The 17878-nt window shown below is 65.8% G+C and carries 19 protein-coding genes; 6 read left to right on the forward strand and 13 right to left on the reverse strand.

The features are described 5' to 3' along the window. Positions 1-21: 21 nt before the first annotated feature. From M0209_RS12755 to M0209_RS12770, 4 genes are all read right to left on the reverse strand, one after another. Positions 22-1503: a phytoene desaturase gene (locus tag M0209_RS12755; RefSeq protein ID WP_258888643.1), complete on the reverse strand. Its 1482-nt coding sequence runs from the start codon at positions 1501-1503 to the stop codon at positions 22-24. 1 nt (position 1504) lies between these two features. Then, positions 1505-2656, reverse strand: coding sequence for a lycopene beta-cyclase CrtY (gene crtY / locus M0209_RS12760; RefSeq protein ID WP_258888644.1), 1152 nt, complete (start codon positions 2654-2656; stop codon positions 1505-1507). Between the two features lie 139 nt (positions 2657-2795). Then, positions 2796-4241 carry a S41 family peptidase gene (locus M0209_RS12765; RefSeq protein ID WP_258888645.1) on the reverse strand — a complete coding sequence of 482 codons (1446 nt, stop codon included), beginning with the start codon at positions 4239-4241 and terminating at the stop codon, positions 2796-2798. Between the two features lie 161 nt (positions 4242-4402). Next, positions 4403-5776: a glutamate--cysteine ligase gene (locus M0209_RS12770; protein WP_258888646.1), complete on the reverse strand. Its 1374-nt coding sequence runs from the start codon at positions 5774-5776 to the stop codon at positions 4403-4405. Positions 5777-5908: 132 nt separating this feature from the next. Between M0209_RS12770 and M0209_RS12775 the strand changes: the two genes are divergently transcribed. Then, complete coding sequence (locus tag M0209_RS12775; RefSeq protein WP_258888647.1) at positions 5909-7114, forward strand: hypothetical protein; 1206 nt, start codon at positions 5909-5911, stop codon at positions 7112-7114. Here the strand turns inward: M0209_RS12775 and M0209_RS12780 are convergent. Then, the gene (locus M0209_RS12780; protein WP_258888648.1) at positions 7107-7856 is read right to left on the reverse strand and encodes a 16S rRNA (uracil(1498)-N(3))-methyltransferase; all 750 of its coding nucleotides are present in this window, start codon (positions 7854-7856) and stop codon (positions 7107-7109) included. The two genes, M0209_RS12775 and M0209_RS12780, sit on opposite strands and share 8 nt — an antisense overlap. Before the next feature lie 14 nt (positions 7857-7870). Between M0209_RS12780 and ubiA the strand changes: the two genes are divergently transcribed. The 4 genes from ubiA to dnaN all read left to right on the forward strand — a co-directional run bounded on the left by ubiA (position 7871) and on the right by dnaN (position 12125). After that, positions 7871-8779 (forward strand): 4-hydroxybenzoate octaprenyltransferase, encoded by a 909-nt coding sequence (ubiA, locus tag M0209_RS12785; RefSeq protein WP_258888649.1) that lies wholly within the window; start codon positions 7871-7873, stop codon positions 8777-8779. 31 nt (positions 8780-8810) lie between these two features. Beyond that, a complete protein-coding gene (locus M0209_RS12790) occupies positions 8811-10157 on the forward strand; it encodes a TldD/PmbA family protein (protein WP_258888650.1) in 1347 nt (448 codons plus the stop codon). Then, a complete protein-coding gene (locus M0209_RS12795) occupies positions 10150-10929 on the forward strand; it encodes an inositol monophosphatase family protein (RefSeq protein WP_258888651.1) in 780 nt (259 codons plus the stop codon). The genes M0209_RS12790 and M0209_RS12795 overlap by 8 nt, the downstream gene beginning before the upstream one ends. A 92-nt stretch (positions 10930-11021) precedes the next feature. Then, the gene (dnaN, locus tag M0209_RS12800; RefSeq protein ID WP_258888652.1) at positions 11022-12125 is read left to right on the forward strand and encodes a DNA polymerase III subunit beta; all 1104 of its coding nucleotides are present in this window, start codon (positions 11022-11024) and stop codon (positions 12123-12125) included. 4 nt (positions 12126-12129) lie between these two features. On the opposite strand, the gene M0209_RS12805 is transcribed toward dnaN, so the two are convergent. Next, the gene (locus M0209_RS12805) at positions 12130-12633 is read right to left on the reverse strand and encodes a hypothetical protein (protein WP_258888653.1); all 504 of its coding nucleotides are present in this window, start codon (positions 12631-12633) and stop codon (positions 12130-12132) included. A gap of 94 nt (positions 12634-12727) precedes the next feature. On the opposite strand from M0209_RS12805, the gene recF reads away from it, so the two are divergent. After that, positions 12728-13804 carry a DNA replication/repair protein RecF gene (gene recF / locus M0209_RS12810; RefSeq protein ID WP_258888654.1) on the forward strand — a complete coding sequence of 359 codons (1077 nt, stop codon included), beginning with the start codon at positions 12728-12730 and terminating at the stop codon, positions 13802-13804. On the opposite strand, the gene M0209_RS12815 is transcribed toward recF, so the two are convergent. The 7 genes from M0209_RS12815 to M0209_RS12845 form a co-directional block, all read right to left on the reverse strand. After that, positions 13801-14208 (reverse strand): hypothetical protein, encoded by a 408-nt coding sequence (locus tag M0209_RS12815; RefSeq protein WP_258888655.1) that lies wholly within the window; start codon positions 14206-14208, stop codon positions 13801-13803. The two genes, recF and M0209_RS12815, sit on opposite strands and share 4 nt — an antisense overlap. Beyond that, positions 14187-14894, reverse strand: coding sequence for an HD domain-containing protein (locus M0209_RS12820; protein ID WP_258888656.1), 708 nt, complete (start codon positions 14892-14894; stop codon positions 14187-14189). Before M0209_RS12820 ends, M0209_RS12815 begins: the two co-directional genes overlap by 22 nt. A gap of 8 nt (positions 14895-14902) precedes the next feature. After that, complete coding sequence (gene gloB / locus M0209_RS12825; RefSeq protein WP_258888657.1) at positions 14903-15631, reverse strand: hydroxyacylglutathione hydrolase; 729 nt, start codon at positions 15629-15631, stop codon at positions 14903-14905. 106 nt (positions 15632-15737) lie between these two features. Next, positions 15738-16154 carry a VOC family protein gene (locus M0209_RS12830; RefSeq protein WP_258888658.1) on the reverse strand — a complete coding sequence of 139 codons (417 nt, stop codon included), beginning with the start codon at positions 16152-16154 and terminating at the stop codon, positions 15738-15740. Positions 16155-16164: 10 nt separating this feature from the next. Beyond that, entirely contained in the window at positions 16165-16932 is a 768-nt protein-coding gene (locus M0209_RS12835; protein ID WP_258888659.1) for a tetratricopeptide repeat protein, read from the reverse strand. After that, positions 16929-17633 (reverse strand): alpha/beta fold hydrolase, encoded by a 705-nt coding sequence (locus tag M0209_RS12840; protein WP_258888660.1) that lies wholly within the window; start codon positions 17631-17633, stop codon positions 16929-16931. Before M0209_RS12840 ends, M0209_RS12835 begins: the two co-directional genes overlap by 4 nt. Next, the gene (locus tag M0209_RS12845) at positions 17621-17875 is read right to left on the reverse strand and encodes a DUF6356 family protein (RefSeq protein ID WP_258888661.1); all 255 of its coding nucleotides are present in this window, start codon (positions 17873-17875) and stop codon (positions 17621-17623) included. The genes M0209_RS12840 and M0209_RS12845 overlap by 13 nt, the downstream gene beginning before the upstream one ends. Between the last annotated feature and the right edge of the window lie 3 nt (positions 17876-17878).

Raw genomic sequence — 17878 nt, forward strand, 5'->3', positions numbered from 1 at the left:
CAGGGGAGGATTTAGCTGTGCTCACCTCAGATCCTCCAGCATCAACGCCGCCGTCGCCTTCGCACTTCCCACGACACCCGGAATCCCCGCCCCCGGATGCGTGCCCGCGCCGACGAAATACAGGTTCGGAATCGCGTCGTCGCGGTTGTGCACGCGGAAGAAAGCCGACTGGGTCAGCAATGGTTCGAGGCTGAACGCGCTGCCCATATGCGCGTTCAGGTCGCGGCCGAAATCGGTCGGGGCATAGTAGAACTCGGTCATGATCCGGCTGCGGATGTCGGGGATCAGCCGCTTTTCGATCTCGTCGAGGATGCTTTCCTTGAACCGTTCGCCGACATGGCCGTCCCAGTCGCCGGGGAATTTGCCCATGTGCGGCACGGGGGCGAGCGCGTAGAAGGTCGAGCACCCCTCGGGCGCCATCGACGGGTCGGTGACGGTCGGATGGTGGAGGTATAGGCTGAAATCTTCGCTTAGCACGCCGTGGTCGTAGATGTCCTTGAGCAGCCCGTGATAGCGCGGGCCGAACAGGATATTGTGGTGCGGGATGCCCGGCCAAGTGCCCTTGATCCCGAAATGCACGACGAACAGCGAGGGCGAGTATTTCTTGCGGGTGAGCGCCTTGGTCGCGCGCTGGGCGCGGGCGTTCGACGGCATCAGATCGCGGTAGCTGTGGACGATGTCGGCGTTCGACCCGACCGCATCGGTATCGGTGCGCCAGCCGCTTTCGGTGCGAACGCCGGTGACCTTGTCGCCCTGCGTCTCGATCTCGGCGACCGCATCGTTAAGGCGCAGCACGCCACCCAGCCGTTCGAAGTGCGTCACCATCCCCGCGATCAGGGCGTTGGTGCCGCCCTTGGCGAACCAGACACCGCCGTCCTTTTCCAGCTTGTGGATCAGCGCGTAAATCGCGCTGGTTTTCATCGGGTTGCCGCCGACGAGCAGGGTGTGGAAGCTGAGTGCCTCGCGCAGTTTCTCGTTCTTCACGAACGTCGAAACCATCGAATAAACGCTGCGCCACGCCTGTGCCTTCATCAGCGCGGGCGCCGACGTCAGCATCGATTTGAAATCGAGGAAGGCAACGGTGCCGAGCTTCAGATAGCCCTCGCGATAGACCATTGCGGAATATTCGAGGAACTTGGCATAGCCCGCGACGTCGTCGGGGTTCAGCTTGGCGATCTCGGCATTCAGCGCCGGTTCGTCGTTCGAATAATCGAAATTCGTGCCATCGGGCCAGTTGAGCCGGTAGAATGGCATCACCGGCATCAGGGTGACGTCGTCGCTGAGCTTTCGCCCCGACAGCGCCCAGAGTTGTTCGAGACAATCGGGATCGGTGATCACCGTCGGCCCCGCGTCGAAGGTGAAGCCGTCTTTCACCCAGTGATAGCCGCGCCCGCCCGGTTTATCGCGCTTTTCCACTATGGTGGTTTCGATGCCGGCCGATTGCAGCCGGATTGCCAGTGCGAGGCCGCCAAAACCGGCCCCGATCACTACCGCGCGCTTCAACTCAAGTCTCCTGAAGAACCTTCAACGCACGTCCGATAGGGACTGGCGGCTTCCCCGCCAAGATGCGTGCCTTGTCAAATAGGGTCGATTTGCCCGCATAAAAGCGTTCGATGAGCTTTGGACGCAGCGTGTAGAAGCGCTGATAGATCAAAAACCGTTCGGCGGGCTCGGCGGCGCGGAACGCCATCCGATTGAGAAGGCGGTAGAATTTACCGATCTGCCACTCGGCAGCGGCAAAGGCGTGCAGCTCGCGCGCTAGGACCTCGCCCGACAAGTCCTGCATCGAAACTATTTTTGCAGCAGTGCGAACCGCGAGCGGCAAGGAGTAGCCGGTCGCCGCCTGAAACATGCCCGCGCGCATGCCGATTTTGGCAGCATCGCCACCCGAAGCCCAATATCCCTCGAAATCGCCGCCGAGAGTCACCGGTAGCGCGCCATTCTCTTCGCTGAGCACGGCGGTCACATCCCAGCCCTGCGCCTTGGCGTAATCGGCGATGCGCTGTGCGAGTTCGTCGCGGTCGATGGCGGCGCCATCGCTGTAATAAGTGTCCTCGATAAACAGGCGGTCGAGGCCGAAGGGCAGGACATAGACGAAGCGATAGCCATCCAGTTGGGGCACGCTCGCGTCCATGATGATCGGCGCGGTCAGGCCGTGCGGGGCGGACAATTGCAGCTCCTGCCCCAAAAACTTCTGCCAGCCGACATCGAGGAACCGTCCGTCGGCGGCCCCGCGCGCGTCGATGACGCCGGTTGCCGCGACGGTAACCTGCGTATCGAGCGACACCCGCGTCGGCGACAGATCGACCGCGCCCGCCTTCACCGGCCAGTCGGCAGGGAGCAGCGTGCGCAGCTTCGTGTCGAAGTTTTCCGACCGGATCGAGGCATAGCCGGTATCGAAGCGCCGCCGGTGTTTGGGGAAACGGACGTCGTATCCGTCCCATTCGTGATCGATAAACGGTTCGACGATCCAGCGATCCTCGGGCGCGATATCGGCGGAAAAAAACGACCAGACGTGATTGCCGCCGAACCGCGTTTCGGGCTCGATCAGGCGGACGTTCAGGTCGGGGCGTTTGACCGAGAGTGCGTAGGCGAGGAGCCCGCCCGCGAGGCCGCCGCCCGTGATGGCGAGATCGCAGGTGAGGGTGCGGGTCATAGGGAGCGCAGTAGTGGGTTGTCGCCGATGGGGGAAGGCTTTCCCAATCGGGTGCCAGGGACTGTCCCCCCTCGGGGACTGTCCCTTTTACCGCCGGGGACAGTCCCCAAGGGGGGACAGTCCCCTCACAGCGATCACCTCAAAACGCTCCCGGCACTTCGCGCTGGGCGGGACTGGGCGCAGCGGGGGTCAGCATTTCCAGCTTCGGCTCGGGCGTCAGGCTGCGCGCCGCCACGTTCTTGCCATCCGTCGCCGAAATCGCCGTGCACGTCCGCCCTTGCAGGAAATCGAGCGCCGCGCGGGTCGATCCCTCCGCCGCATCGCCGAGCGGCTTGGTGTAATCGTCGGTCGCCTTGCACGTCACTGGCACGGTGCTCGCCAGCCCGGTGAAATAGCTGTCCGAATTGGCCGAATTGCGCGTCGAAAACGCCACCACCCGCAAACGGTCGTCGCAGGCACTGCGGTCGAGTGCGATCTGGCCGACGGGCTTTCCGTAGGTGTTGGCCCCGACCAGCGCCATGTTGGTGCCGAGATACGGAATGAACGAATTGATGACGAGTTCGCTGGCGGAGGCGGTCGCGCCCGTGCCGATGAAGGCGACCTTGACCGGAGATACGGACTGGCTGCCCGGGGCGAAGCGGCGGGTCGAATTCTGCGATGATTTGGACGCGCGGAAGGTCGTCAGCGAAAAGACGTCCGACGCGTTCCGGTTGCCGCCGAGCAGATCGCCCATCAGTTCCGCCGTCGAGACCAGCCCGCCGCCATTGTAGCGGAAATCGATGATGAAATTGGTGATGCCCTGCGCGCGGAAATTGCTGAACGCGGCCTGCAACGCCGGATCGGCAGTCGAAATGAACGTCCGCAGGTTGAGATAACCGACGCGCAGTCCCCCGTCGGTGATGACTTGCGCGCCGTAACGCGACGACACCGGAGTCAGGGTGTAGTCGGTCTTGGCGATGGTAAGCGTCCGCGTGCCCGCCGCACCGCTAACTTTCAGCGTGCGGGTGACCCCGGCCGTGCTCGGCCCGAAAGCACTGGTGACGCCCGCTGCGCCCTCCGCTGAAATGATATCGGTCACGTTGCGGAGGGTCGTCGGCGTGTCGCCGATAGCGAGGATTTCGTCGCCGCGGTCGATGCCCGCCGCGAGCGCCGCCGTCCCTTCGAAAGATTCCATGATGAAACTGCGGCGCGCGGTCGCGTCATTGGCGACGCGGAAACCGAACCCGGCACTCGACCCCGAGGAGAAGAACGCGTTCTCCGACGCGATCGAGGTGAGATAGGTGAAATACCGGTCGCGATTCTGGCTGCGCGCGGTCGCGGTCAATGCGTCGATATAGTCGGTGACGGTGGCATAGGGGGCGGGGTTGAGGCTGGCCGGCAGGGTTTCAGGGAAGAGATACCATTCGTTGAGGACCGAAAACGCCCAGTTCTGCCGTTCGAGCAGCGAGCAGCCGGAGGTCGTGGTTGTCGTCGTGGTCGTGGTGGAGCCCGTCGTCGCGGTACTGCCCCCGCTATCGCCACCGCCGCAACCCGACAGGATCAGCGAGCAGGCGACGGCTGCACTGGCGAAACGCGACTTGACCACACGGGTTCTCCCAAACCAGTCGCATTTTGCGCCAACGATTGCTGAATGTCAGGTGAAATCTTGTGGCCGAAGGAAGAAGGGGCTTCGACAAGCTCAGCCAAGTCGGAATGAGAACAGCCCTCTCCAACCGACTTGGCTGAGCTTGTCGAAGCCCCTTCTTCCTAAAAACTCATCTCGCCGTAGATGCGTGACAAATCCCCGCCCCATTCGCCGTGGTATCTGTCGAGCAACCGTTGCGCGGGCACTTTGCCGCTCGCGACGATTTCGTGGAGCGGGTTGAGGAAGCTCTGCTCGCTGTCGCCGACGCCGTTGAGCCGTGCGCGCGCCTTCAGTCCCGCATCGGCGATTTTCATCACCTCGCGCGCAACATCGTGCAGCGACCGTCCCCCCGGCGCGCGGGCATCGAGCGCGAGGCGCGGGACGTCGTCGCGCAATTGCTGTTGCTCGGCGATGCTCCAGTCCTTGACCAGATCATACGCCGCATCGAGCGCGGTCTGGTCATAGAGGATGCCGACCCAAAAGGCGGGAAGCGCACAGATTGTGTTCCACGGGCCGCCATCGGCACCGCGCATTTCGAGGAAGCTCTTCAGCCGTACTTCGGGGAAAGCGGTCGAGAGATGGTCGTTCCAGTCGTCCTTGGTCGGCTTTTCGCCGGGGCGGACACTGAGGTTCCCGCTCAGGAAATCCTTAAAGTCGAGACCCGCTGCATCGACGTACCCGCCGTCGCGAAACACGAAATACATCGGCACATTCAGCATATAATCGGCGTAACGTTCGTACCCGAACCCGTCGTCGAATACGAAGGGCAGCATGCCGGTGCGGTGCGGGTCGGTGTCGGTCCAGATGTGGCTGCGATAGCTGAGGAACCCGTTGGGTTTGCCCTCGAGGAACGGCGAATTGGCGAACAGCGCGGTCGCGAGCGGTTGCAGCGCCAGCGACACGCGGAATTTCTTCACCATGTCGGCCTCGCTCGAATAGTCGAGGTTGGTCTGGATGGTGCAGGTCCGCATCATCATGTCGAGGCCCATGCTGCCGACGCGCGGCATATGGTCGAGCATGATCTTGTAGCGCCCCTTGGGCATGATCGGCAGTTCGTCGCGGCGTTTGTCGGGCCAGAGGCCCAGCCCCAGGAACCCGAGGCCGAGCATGTCGCCGACTTCCTTGACTTGCGTCAGGTGACGGCCGGTTTCGGCGCAGGTCTGGTGGAGGTTTTCGAGCGGCGCACCCGACAGTTCGAACTGGCCCGCAGGCTCGAGGCTGACACTGCCGTCGCTGCCCGACAGCGCGATGATGTTGTCGCCCTCGTACACCGGTTCCCAGCCATAGCGGGTCAGGCCGATCAGCAGCGCGTGGATGCCGCCCTTTTCCTCATAGGACGGCGCGCGGTGATCCGAGGTGAAGTAAACGAACTTCTCGTGCTCGGTACCGATCCGCCAGCGGTCGCGCGGCTTTTCGCCCTTGGCAAAAACCTCAAGCAGGTCGGCGCGCGATTCGATGACGGGATCGTCGGCGGCAGAGGCGGTTCGCGTGCTCATGTCCGCCGCCCTAGCGATGTCGAACCGGCCTATCCAGTGGCAAAATGCAACGGAGCGCGGCAACAATAGTTGACGATCGGGCGATGCCGCGCATTAACGTTTTTTGCGCCGGTATCGGATAGACGCCAATCGATGAGAACTGCCGTTCGACTATTGACGCTTGCGCTGGCGACAGGTTCGGCGATGCCCGCGCTTGCCGATTGTCCGGCGGCGAACCGTTTCAGCTTTTCGTTCGGGACGGCAGCCGCCGCGACGCTGCGCTACGATAGCTCCTATAGCTACACGGCAACCAACGGTTTGGGGCAGAGCCAGAGTTTCACCGTCAGCTTCGCGGTCAACGGCACGGCGTCCCCGAACACCACAGTGGGCGGCGTGTCGGTGCCTGCAATCGGCAACCTGATCACGGATGGCACGGTCACCAATAACCTGGTCATCGGTGCGATTTTCGGGGCGCGCACGACCAGCATAACCGGTGCAACCAATGTCGTCGCGACGACGCTCGATTTCGGTGCGGGCGTCGTCGTTCGCGATCTGGCCGTCCAGATCAATGACATCGATTTCGCCGCCAACCAGTATCGCGACTGGATGTACGTGTCGGGAACGTCGCCGGCCGGCACCTATGTGCCATCGATCGTCACGCCGTGGAGCACGGATAACGGCGCGGGTGCCAAGACCAACGCCAGTTCGTCGATGGCATTGGGCGCAGCGACGACGCCGTTCAGCCAGACCGCCAACGAAGGCGTCGGAACGGGTGCGAGCGCCAACAATGCGGCCACCGGCACGCTGACGGCCAGCTTCGTCCAGCCGGTCCGGAGCGCAACCTTTCGTTACGGCAATTATCCCTTCACGACCGGCGAAAACACGACCGGGCAGCAGGCGTACGGCATCCAGACCGTCGCCTTCTGCCGCCTGCCGACGCTGACCATGACGAAAACGAGCGCGCCATGGTCCGACCCGCAGAACGGGACGACCAACCCCAAGCTTACTCCCGGCGCGGACCTGATCTACACGCTGACCGTCACCAACTCGAACGATTCGAACCTCGCGACCGCCGACCTGCCGGCGATCACCGATGTGCTGGCTTCGACGCTCACCTATTACAACGGCGACATCGACGATGCGGGGCCGCTGACCACGAACTTCGAGTTCGTGCCGGGTACCAGCGGGGTGACGCTGACGGGCGCGGGGGTGACCTATTCGAACAATGGTGGATCGACCTATGCCTACACGCCGTCGGCGGGGTACGACACCAATGTGAACGCGTTGCGCTTTGCACCGGGCGGGACATTTGCGGCGAACACCAGCTTCCAGCTGAAGTTCCGCGTGCGAATCAAATAGCGGGCCAGTCGCCGGCAACCGCCATCCACGCGGCAATCGCCGCAATCCCCGCCGTCTCCGCGCGCAGGATGCGCGGGCCGAGCGAGATGGCGACGGCGTGAGGGTGGGCGCGGACCAGCGCGCGTTCGGTCTCGTCGAAGCCGCCCTCCGGACCGACCAGAATCGCGGCAGCGCCAGGATGCGCGGCGAAGCTCCCGGCAGCGGCCGCGCCGCCGGTCTCGTCGGCGAAGAACAGCGTGCGGTCGTCGAGCCTCGACAGCCAGTCGGCCAGGCCGGTCTCGGGATCGAGCAGGGGCAGCGCGGTGCGTCCGCATTGTTCGGCGGCCTCGATCATCTGGAGGCGGAGGCGTTCGGGCTTGACCTTGTCGACGACGGCGCGGCGGGTGAGCACCGGTGTGAGCCGCGCGACGCCGAGTTCGCAGGCCTTTTCTGCCAGAAAATCGAACCGCGCGCGGCGGATGGGGGCCGCGCCCAGCCACAAATCGGGCACCGGCTCGCGCGGGCGGAGGAGCGTGGTGACCGCCAGCGTGATATCGCGTTTGGCGGTGGCGACGACCTCTGCGGCCCATTCGCCGGTCGCGTCGTCGAACAATTTGAGGACCGTGCCGACCTTCATCCGCATGACGTTCAGCAAATAATGCGCCTGCGGACCGCCGATGGTCAGCACCGCACCCTGCGACAGCGGCGTTTCGACGAAGAGGCGGACGGCGCTTTGCAGTGGCCAGGCGGGGGTTGCGGGCATTATGGGAGCCTAGCATGACCGAGACAGCCACCGCCACGCCCGACAGCGAGCATCGAGGATTTGTCGCGTGGTTGCCCGCCGCATTGCGTCCGTTTGCCCTGCTCGCCCGCTTCGACCGGCCGATCGGGTGGCAGTTGCTCTATTGGCCCTGCGCCTGGGCCGTGCTGCTCGCGGGGGGCCTGACGAGCGACTGGCCGTTGCTGCTGTGGTTCGCACTGGGCTCGATGGCGATGCGCGGGAGCGGTTGCGTCTATAACGATATCGTCGACCGCGATCTCGACGCATCGGTGGCGCGGACGCGCAGCCGTCCGCTGCCGAGCGGCGCGGTTACATTGCGCGCGGCGTGGGTGTGGCTCGTGCTGCTGAGCCTGATCGGCCTCATCGTCCTCATCCAGCTTACGCCCTTTGCGGCGGCCGTCGCGGTGGCCAGTCTCGCGCTGGTTGCCGCTTACCCCTTCATGAAACGCATAACCTGGTGGCCGCAGGCGTGGCTGGGCATTGTGTTCAGCTGGGGTGTGCTGGTCGGCTGGACCGCCGTGACGGGCCGCGCCGATCCGGCGATGTGGCTGCTTTACGCGGGCAGCATGGCGTGGGTGATCGGCTATGACACCATCTACGCGCTGCAGGATGTCGAGGACGACGCGCTGATCGGCGTACGGTCCTCGGCACGGGCGTTGGGCGGCCGGGTGCGCGAGGGCGTGGCGCTGTTCTACGCGCTCGCGCTGGCGCTGTGGAGCGGCGCATTCTGGCTGATCCGGCCCGATCCGCTGGCGCTGGTCGCGCTTGCTCCCGCAGCGGTACATCTGCTTTGGCAAGTCGTGACGCTCGACCCCGCCGACGGCGCGGGCGCGCTCACCCGCTTCCGGTCGAACCGCTTCACTGGATTGCTGGTCGCACTAGCCTGCCTTGTCGTCGGGCTTTGACCTCTCCCGACAGCCTGCCTAAGCGCGAGCCATGCTGACCCCCGAACAAGCGCTCGACCACGCTACCGATATCGTTGCCCGCGCGACCCGCGCCGGCGCGGACGCCGCCGACAGCGTTGTCGTGTCGAGCGGCTCGACCGAAGTGTCGGTGCGGCTGGGCAAGGTCGAGGATATCCAGCGCTCCGAATCGGGCGATCTCGGCCTGCGGGTGTTCGTGGGTTCGCGTTCCGCCAGTGCGTCGACCAGCGATCTGTCGCCCGCCGCCATTGCCGCGCTGGTCGAGCGCACCGTGGCGATGGCGCGGCTTGCACCTGAAGACCCGTTTGCAGCGCTCGCCCCGGCGGAGCGGCTTGCGACCGGCCCGTTCGACGATTTCGACGGCAACGACGGAATCGAGATCGAACCCGATGCGCTGAAACTGCGCGCGCTGGAGGCAGAGGACGCCGCCCGCGCCGTCGAGGGTGTCACCAACAGCGAAGGCGGCGGCGCGAGCCACGGCACCGGCATCACCGCAATTGCGACCTCGACCGGCTTCGGCGGCGCGCGCGGCGGCAGCAGCCATAGCGTGTCGGCAAGCGTGCTCGTCGGCGAAGGCGCGCGGATGCAGCGCGACTACTACAGCCATTCGACGCGGCATCTGGACGACCTCGACGCCGCCAGCGCCATCGGTGCGGAAGCCGGACGGCGCGCGGTGGCGCGGCTCGATCCCGTCCGGCTGAAGAGCGGGGCAATGACGGTCGTTTTTGCGCCGCGGGTTGCCAATTCGCTGCTCGGCCATTTTGCGGGCGCGATCACCGGCGCGGCGATTGCGCGCAAGACGAGCTTCCTGATCGACCGGTTGGGCGAGGCGGTGTTCGCCCCGGGCATCTCGATCGTCGACGACCCGTGGCGCGCACGCGGGATGCGGAGCCGCGCGTTCGACGGCGAGGGGCTTGCAACAAAGCCGGCCGCGCTGATCGACAATGGCGTGCTGACCGGGTGGATCGCCGATGTCGCAGCTGCGCGCCAGCTGGGGATCGCGCCGACCGGCCACGCCTGGCGCGGCGTCTCAGGCGCACCGGGCGCGGGCACCAGCAATTTGCACATGGCAGCGGGCAACGTCTCGCCCACTGCGCTGATCGCCGACATTGCCGACGGCTTTTATGTCACCGAGCTGATCGGCATGGGCGTCAACGGGCTGACCGGCGATTACAGCCGGGGGGCGTCGGGTTTTCGTATCGTTGACGGCGAAATTGCAGGACCGGTTGCGGAAGTCACGATTGCGGGCAATCTGAAGGACATGTTCGCCACCCTGATTCCCGCCGACGATCTGGTGTTCCGCTATACGACCAACGCGCCCACGATTCGCATCGACGGGATGACGCTCGCCGGTGAGTAACGAGCTCCTTGACGCCATATCGGCCGCAACCCGCGAAGCGGGGCAGGTCGCGATGGCGCGATGGCGCGGCGAATTCGCGCATTGGGACAAGGTGCCGGGCGAAGTCGTCTCCGAGCTCGACATCGAGCTCGACGCGCTGCTGATCGAACGGCTGGGTGGCATCGACCCCGAGGCAGGCTGGCTGTCGGAGGAAACCGCCGACAGCGCCGAACGCCTGCTCGTCCCGCGCGTCTGGGTGGTCGACCCCATCGACGGCACCCGCGATTTCGTGCGCGGGCGGCGCGGCTGGGCGGTGTCGGTCGCGCTGGTCGAGGGCGGTCGCGTCATCGCAGGCGTTCTCGATGCACCCGCGCGCGGCGAGCATTGGGCAGCGGCACTGGGCGAAGGCGCGACGCTCAACGGTGCACCGATCCGTGCCAGCGACCGCGCCACGCTTTCCGGGGCGCGCGTGCCCGCCGACATATTGCCCAAGGGCGACCTCGATCTCGTCATGGTCGACAAGCCCAATTCGATTGCGCTCCGCATGGCAATGGTGGCGCGCGGCGACGCCGACCTGCTCGCCGCGATGCGCTGGGGCCATGAATGGGACATCGCCGCCGCCGCCCTGATCGCCGAGGAAGCAGGCGCGACGGTGACCGATGCGCTGGGCCGCAAGCTGCGGTTCAACTCGACCAAGGGCGAAATGTTCGGGGTGCTGGCGTGCGCGCCGGGGATCCACGCCGCCGCTGTCGAACGGCTGGCGAGCCGTGCGGCGCACGCCGTCGTCAGATAGCGCCCCTCCCCCTCTTGCGGGGGCCGCGAATCGCCGCCATGACGATCAGACTATTACACAGGCCGAACCTGAACACCGGGGTGGGACACAGAATGAAGGCGACGATCGAACGCGCGGCACTGCTCAAGAGCCTGGGCCATGTCCAGTCGGTGGTCGAGCGCCGCAATACCATTCCGATCCTGTCGAACGTCCTGATCGAAGCCGGTGACAACGGCACGATCCGCTTCATGGCGACCGACCTCGACCTGCAAATCGTCGACGAGGCCGAGGCCGCGATTGACCAGCCCGGCACCACGACTGTGTCGGCGCACACCTTGTTCGAAATCGTCCGCAAGCTGCCCGAGGGGAGCCAAGTGTCGCTGTCGGCGGCGGAAGGGCGGCTGCACATCGCCGCCAGCCGTTACAAGTCGAACCTGCCGACCCTGCCGCGCGACGATTTTCCGGTCATTGCCGAGGGCGAGCTGCCGACCAGCTTCGAGCTGCCTGCCGCCAAGCTGCGCCAGATCATCGACAAGACGCGCTTTGCGATTTCGACCGAGGAGACACGCTACTATCTCAACGGCATTTTCATGCATGTCGCCGACGATGTGCTGAAGGCCGCCGCGACCGACGGCCACCGGCTGGCGCGGGTCACCATCGCACGCCCCGAAGGCGCGCAAGGGATGCCGGACATCATCGTGCCGCGCAAATGCATCGGCGAGCTCCGTAAGCTGCTCGACGAGGTCGAGGGGTCGGTCGCGGTGTCGCTGTCGGCGTCGAAAATCCGCTTCACGCTCGGTCACGCCGTGCTGACGTCGAAGCTGATCGACGGCACCTTCCCCGATTACAGCCGCGTCATCCCGACCGGGAACGACAAGCTGCTGACCATCGACCCCAAGAGCTTCCTGCAAGGCGTCGATCGCGTGGCCACGATTGCCAGCGAAAAGACCCGCGCGGTGAAGATGGCGCTCGACCGCGACAAGATCACGCTGTCGGTAACCTCGCCCGAGAACGGTACCGCGACCGAGGAAGTCCCGGGCGACTACAGCGCGGCGGGCTTCGAAATCGGGTTCAACGCGAAATATCTTTCCGACATATTGTCGCAGATTGAATCGGACACGGTCGAAGTGCACCTGGCCGATGCCGCCGCACCGACACTGATCCGCGAGAACGACAAGGCCGAGGCGCTGTACGTCCTGATGCCGATGCGGGTGTGAGCGGCTAGGCAGCCAGTCTACACCCACGCATCCGGGCCACGCCGCGCAAGAATCCCCTGCGCGCAATGCCCGCGTCGACCGCCGCGTCCCATTCGCGTTGTGCCCCTGCCGCACCCGTGACTTCGCGGATGACGCCACGAAACGGGATCAGGCCTTGGACGACGGATTTGCCGACGTTGGCGGCCTGACGACCACGATCGGGACGGCGATCCTCAGGGGTGTCGATGTCGATACCGAGCACGTTGCTCAGCGCGGCGATGTCACGGTTGATGACGGCGCAGCTCCGCAGGCCTTCAAGGCCATAAGGGTTACCCCGCGCCAGTTCGAGTACCTCGGGAAGGCGCTTGTTCTTGACGTTGAGGTCTTGCAGCGGCTGGGTGGCGATGTCGCCCATCACCTGCCCGGCGTTCTCCTTGGGGGGTCCCGGCGGTGCGGGTTCGGCCTTTTGCGGGCGGGCAGTTGCGGCACTGGCCAGCGCCAAAGCACCCAGCAGAATAATTACGCGCATTTTTAATTCCCCATAATCTTGAGAGGGAAACGCTTCGGGGCCGCAATGTGTCCGCGTGCTTGCAGGGCGTGGCGAACCCGCTAGCACCGCTGTCGTGCCGATTACCCGCCTCTCGCTGACCGATTTCCGGTCCTATGCCGACGCGCTGATCGCGCCGGGGCCGGGGTTTGTCGTGCTCACCGGCGACAATGGTGCGGGCAAGACCAATGTGCTCGAGGCGATTTCGCTGCTGACACCGGGGCGGGGGCTGCGCGGAACCGCGCTGTCCGAAATGGCGCGACACGGCGGTGCGGGCGGTTTCGGGGTAAGCGCGAGGCTGGGCTCGGGGGACTCAAGCGTCGAACTCGGCACCGGCACGCTTGCCGCACAGCCCGAACGCCGTGTCGTCCGGATCAATGGCGCGACGGCATCGGCGGCGGCGCTGGGCGAATGGTTGTCGCTCGTCTGGCTGACGCCTGCGCAGGACCGGCTGTTCGCCGAAAGCGCGGGGTCGCGGCGGCGGTTCCTCGACCGGCTGGTCCTCGCGCTCGATCCCGGGCACGCGCATGACTCGAGCCGCTACGAAGCGGCGATGCGCCAGCGCAACCGGCTGCTCGCCGGCGAGCGGCCCGACGCAGAGTGGCTGGCGGCGCTGGAGGCGGCGATGGTCGAACATGGCCAGGCCATCGCGGCGCGTCGGGCAGCGTTGATCGACAGCCTCGGCCAGCGCCTCGCGGACACACCGACCGGGCCGTTCGCCCGGGCCGGATTGGCGCTCGACGGCTTCGACGCGGGTGCAGATTTCGTGCGCGCGCTGGCCGGGGGCCGGAGCCGCGATGCCGCCGCGAACCGCACGCTCACCGGACCCCATCGGCAGGATCTGATCGTCACACACCTCGACAAAGGCGTGGCCGCGGCGTCGAGTTCGACCGGCGAGCAAAAGGCGCTGCTGATCGGCATCATACTCGCCCACGCCGAGTTGGTTGCCGAGGCTCACGGCCGACGCCCCCTGCTGCTGCTCGACGAAGTTGCCGCGCACCTCGACCCGGTGCGCCGCACCGCACTGTTCGACCGGCTGGCAACGGGCGGCGGTCAGGTCTGGCTGACTGGCACCGAGCGCGAGCCGTTCGAAGCAATCGGTACGAATGCCAGCTGGCTTGCCGTCGAGAACGGCGCGATCAGGCCCGACTAGCGCGGAGCCGCCCGGTAAGGCGTGAAGTCGCCGAGGATGCAGAAGCCCGTCTGAAACCCCCCGGTGCGGCTGACCGTCCGGATGACGTCGCCGCGGCACAGCTGGCTGCCGTGCACCTCATTGACGAAAATCGGGTCCGTGTCGTTCCCCGTGCATCCGGGTGCCGCATTGACGTAGGTGACGCGACGCCCGGGGCGATAGACCAGCACATCGCGATACGCCTGGGTTCCCACCGCCTCGTCGAGCCGGATGCAGGTCTGCGGTTTGCCTGCGGTGCGCGCGGCAAGTTCGGTGTCGAGCTTCGCGCGGTCGGCGCTGTCGCTTTGCACCGTCGACGCGCACGACACGAGTGCCACCAGCGGCAGGAGCGCCAGCGCGCGCATTACAGAAAGTTGTTCGGCCATATCATCGTCCGCCACATATGCGCGACCGGTGAACCGTCGAACCCCAGCCCTTGTTCCGGCTGGCGGAAACACCGCCCGATTACATCGAGCAGCGGTTCGATCGGCGGCACGGTCGTGTCTTCGAAGAAGTAGATATCATAAAGCGTGACGAGGCGCGACGTCATATACCATTTATGCTGCCGCGCCTCTTCGGCCTCGCGACGGATATATGCGGGCGGGGCATAATCGGGGCCGAAGAAGCGGACATAGCTCTCGGGATAGGCATATCCGACCGACTCATCGGCAAAATAGCGCAGCGCCTGATGCTTTTCGACCGCCCAGGCAATTTCCTCGTCGACATAGGGCGCGATCATCTGCGCGCCCCAATAGCCGTGGTCGGCACGGATGAAGCACAGGTTGGAAATATCGTGGAGCAGGCAGGCCATCACGACCTTGTCCTCATGCCCGTCGTTGGCCGCGCGCGTCGCACTCGACAGCAGGTGCCGGACGGTAATGTCCGACCCGCGCCGCTCGATGAAATCGACGAGCGTCGGCTGCGTCGGCATTTGGGGCAGCGCGGGATTGTCGCCCATCATGAACACGGTGCCGGGTTTGAGACGCCCGAGCAGCTCGGCTTCGTTGTTCGGGACGCCTGTTCCCGTCGTCGAGATCGGCTGCGGCATGATGAGATAGTCGATTTCGCACATGTGACGTGTCAGCCCCGGAAATTGTCTTTGGCAGCGCGGCGTTCGGCGAGCTGTTCGACGGTCGCGGCGCGCATGAAGGGATTTGTCGCTTTTTCGAGCGCGATCGTCGTCGGCACGGTCGCCTCGCCGCGCAGGCGCATGGCGTCGACGTCGGCCATGCGCGCGACCAGCGCGGCGTTGTCGGGTTCGGCGACCAGCGCATAGCGACCGTTCGATTGCGTATATTCATGCGCGCAATAGACCGTCGTCGCGTCGGGCAGGCGGCTGAGCTTTGCCATATTGTCGAACATCTGCGCCGCCGTCCCCTCGAACAGCCGCCCGCAGCCCATCGCGAACAACGTATCGCCGACGAACGCCGCGTCCTCGCTCGCGAAGTGGTAGGCGATGTGTCCGGCGGTGTGCGCGGGCACGTCGATGACCGTCGCCGCGACCGCACCCAGCCGCACCGTGTCACCGCCGCGCACCAGTACATCGAGCGTCGGAATACGTTCGGCCTCCGCTACGGGGCCGGTGATCGTGCACCCCGTCGCTGCCTTGATCTCGGCATTGCCGCCGGTGTGGTCAGGGTGCCAGTGCGTGTTCCAGATATCGGTAATCCGCCACCCGCGTACTTCGGCCTCCGCCAGCACCGGCGCAGCCACCGCCGGATCGACGACCATCGTCGCGCCCGACGCTGGTTCGTGGACCAGCCAGACATAATTGTCGCTGAGGACGGAGATGCGGACGACGTCGAGCATGCCGCCCCCTAACCGACTTGGCTGAGCCTGTCGAAGCCCCTTCTTTCTCCGCTGTGGAAGAAAAGAAGAAGGCCCTTCGACAAGCTCAGGGAAGTCGGAAAATGTCTCACCAATGCCCCGTGTTGGGCATCGACGCCCAAGGCTCCGCCGGCGCAAGGCGTGCGCCGCCCTGCAACAGCTCGACCGAGATATTGTCGGGCGAGCGCACGAACGCCATGTGCCCGTCGCGCGGGGGGCGGTTGATCGTCACGCCCGCGTCCATTAGCCGCTGGCAGGTCGCGTAGATATCGTCGACCCGGTAGGCGAGATGCCCGAAATTGCGGCCTTCGCCGTAGCCTTTCTCGTCCCAATTGTGCGTCAGTTCGACCTGCGCGTCCTCGTCGCCGGGCGCGGCGAGGAAGATCAGTGTGAACCGGCCCTGTTCGCTGTCGAAGCGACGCAGCTCCTCGAGGCCCAGCAGTTCGAAAAAGCGGATCGTGGCAACCGGGTCCGACACGCGGATCATGGTGTGGAGGTATTTCATGGCCGCCCGCTTAGGACGCAGGGCCGAGTCTCGACAAGGCCTCTGCCGCCGCTTTTCCCGCCGAACTGTCGGGCGCGTTCTTGACCGCCGCTTCCCACGCCACCCGCGCCGCAGCCGCGCTGCCCGACAGGATCGCGATATTGCCCGCCTCCAGCGCGACCTGCGCGTCGTCGGGCGAGCGTTTCTGCGCTTCCTCGATATCGGTCGCCGCACGGTCGAGATCGCCGGACTGTCGCGCGAGTGTCGCCGAGAGCAGCCACGCCAGCGGATCTGCGGGCACCAGTTTCAGCGCGGCATCGATATCGTCGCGCGCGCCCTTTTTGTCGTTCAGGCCGAACCGCGCCCGCGACCGGTCGAGATAGACCTCGCCGAGGTCCGCTCCCGCCGCCTGACCGCGCACCAGCGCCGCGTCGAACGCGGTGCGCGCGCGCGCGAAATCGTTCGCAGCCAGCGCAGCATTGCCCGCCTGCACCCAGAAATTCGCCGCGCGCCCGTCGCTTTTCGTATCGGCATCGCGCGCGGCATATTCGAACGCGGTGGCGGCGGGCACCCAGCGCTTTTGCGCGACGTACGCCAGCGCCTCGCAATGGCGCGCCAGCAACCCGCCGCCGTTGACGCGCCACGCCCCCGCCTGATCGAGAGCGCGCACGGGATCGGTCTCGACCAGTGCCGTGCACGCCTCGAAGCGTTGCTGGTCGGTGGTCTGGACCGGGGCGGCGGGCGCAGCGACGGGCGCTGCCGCCGCAGTCTGGGCGGCGAGGAGGAGCGGCAGGATCATGTCAGGCTTTCGATGGCCGCGATCAACAGGGCGATGTCCTGCGGGCGCGACAGGCGGTGGTCGCCGTCCTTGACCAAAGTCACCTGAACGTCCGCCGAACGCAGCCGCGCGGCGAGATCGACCGAATGCCGCCAGGGCACTTCGTCGTCCGCCTGCCCGTGGAGCAGCCGGACCGCGCCGTCGAACGCGATGTCGCCCGCCGGAAGCCGCAGCGCCTGTCCCGAGGCCCAGAAGCGCGCGGTCGTCAACATCGGTTCGCCATAAGCCGAGGGCTGCAAGACATCGTGGCCGCGCATCAGCTGGGCCTTTTCAACGTCCGAATATCCCCAGTCGGTGAAGTCGGGCGCCGCCGCAATCCCGACCAGACCGACGATTTTTTCAGGCCGCACCAGCGCCGCGAGCAGCATCAGCCACCCGCCCATCGACGACCCGACGAGCACGACCGGCCCCGGCGTCGCGTCGATCACCGACAGCGCGTCGGCGAACCAGTCCTCCAGCGTGAAATCCTCGAACGCGCCGGGACTTGCCCCGCATCCGCGATAGTCGAACCGGACATAGCCACGCCCGCTGCGCTGCGCCCATTCGTCGAGCACGACCGCCTTTGTCCCCTGCATGTCGGACTGGTAACCGGAGAGAAAGGCGACCGTCGGGCCGCTGCCATCGCGCCGTGACAGGGCAAGGCCGGGTGTTAGATCACCCATTCGACGCTCAGCATCTCCATCGTCGCGTCGCGCTTCGCGCCGCGTTTTTCGACCATGATCGTGTGGAGGCGGCGGATGGTGTCGCTGCCCGCCGTTTCATAGGCGTTGGGTAAGACCGCATGGATCATCGCCTTGATCCCGCCGCCGACCATCGCCGTGCCGAAGCTGCCCGCGACGCGGAAATGCTCCCAATAGCTTTCGCCGACAGTGCGCGGGTGCGACAGGAAGATGCGGTCGATCACTTG

It is taken from the genome of Sphingomonas sp. SUN039 (assembly GCF_024758725.1).
Lineage (GTDB): Bacteria > Pseudomonadota > Alphaproteobacteria > Sphingomonadales > Sphingomonadaceae > Sphingomonas_O.

Bases quoted from the DNA above. Each gene is read 5' to 3' on its own strand.
- crtY (WP_258888644.1), bottom strand. From the start codon at position 2,656: ATGACCCGCACCCTCACCTGCGATCTCGCCATCACGGGCGGCGGCCTC.
- M0209_RS12770 (WP_258888646.1), bottom strand. From the start codon at position 5,776: ATGAGCACGCGAACCGCCTCTGCCGCCGACGATCCCGTCATCGAATCG.
- M0209_RS12775 (WP_258888647.1), top strand. From the start codon at position 5,909: ATGAGAACTGCCGTTCGACTATTGACGCTTGCGCTGGCGACAGGTTCG.
- M0209_RS12780 (WP_258888648.1), bottom strand. From the start codon at position 7,856: ATGCCCGCAACCCCCGCCTGGCCACTGCAAAGCGCCGTCCGCCTCTTC.
- ubiA (WP_258888649.1), top strand. From the start codon at position 7,871: ATGACCGAGACAGCCACCGCCACGCCCGACAGCGAGCATCGAGGATTT.
- M0209_RS12790 (WP_258888650.1), top strand. From the start codon at position 8,811: ATGCTGACCCCCGAACAAGCGCTCGACCACGCTACCGATATCGTTGCC.
- dnaN (WP_258888652.1), top strand. From the start codon at position 11,022: ATGAAGGCGACGATCGAACGCGCGGCACTGCTCAAGAGCCTGGGCCAT.
- M0209_RS12805 (WP_258888653.1), bottom strand. From the start codon at position 12,633: ATGCGCGTAATTATTCTGCTGGGTGCTTTGGCGCTGGCCAGTGCCGCA.
- M0209_RS12815 (WP_258888655.1), bottom strand. From the start codon at position 14,208: ATGGCCGAACAACTTTCTGTAATGCGCGCGCTGGCGCTCCTGCCGCTG.
- M0209_RS12820 (WP_258888656.1), bottom strand. From the start codon at position 14,894: ATGTGCGAAATCGACTATCTCATCATGCCGCAGCCGATCTCGACGACG.
- gloB (WP_258888657.1), bottom strand. From the start codon at position 15,631: ATGCTCGACGTCGTCCGCATCTCCGTCCTCAGCGACAATTATGTCTGG.
- M0209_RS12830 (WP_258888658.1), bottom strand. From the start codon at position 16,154: ATGAAATACCTCCACACCATGATCCGCGTGTCGGACCCGGTTGCCACG.
- M0209_RS12835 (WP_258888659.1), bottom strand. From the start codon at position 16,932: ATGATCCTGCCGCTCCTCCTCGCCGCCCAGACTGCGGCGGCAGCGCCC.
- M0209_RS12840 (WP_258888660.1), bottom strand. From the start codon at position 17,633: ATGGGTGATCTAACACCCGGCCTTGCCCTGTCACGGCGCGATGGCAGC.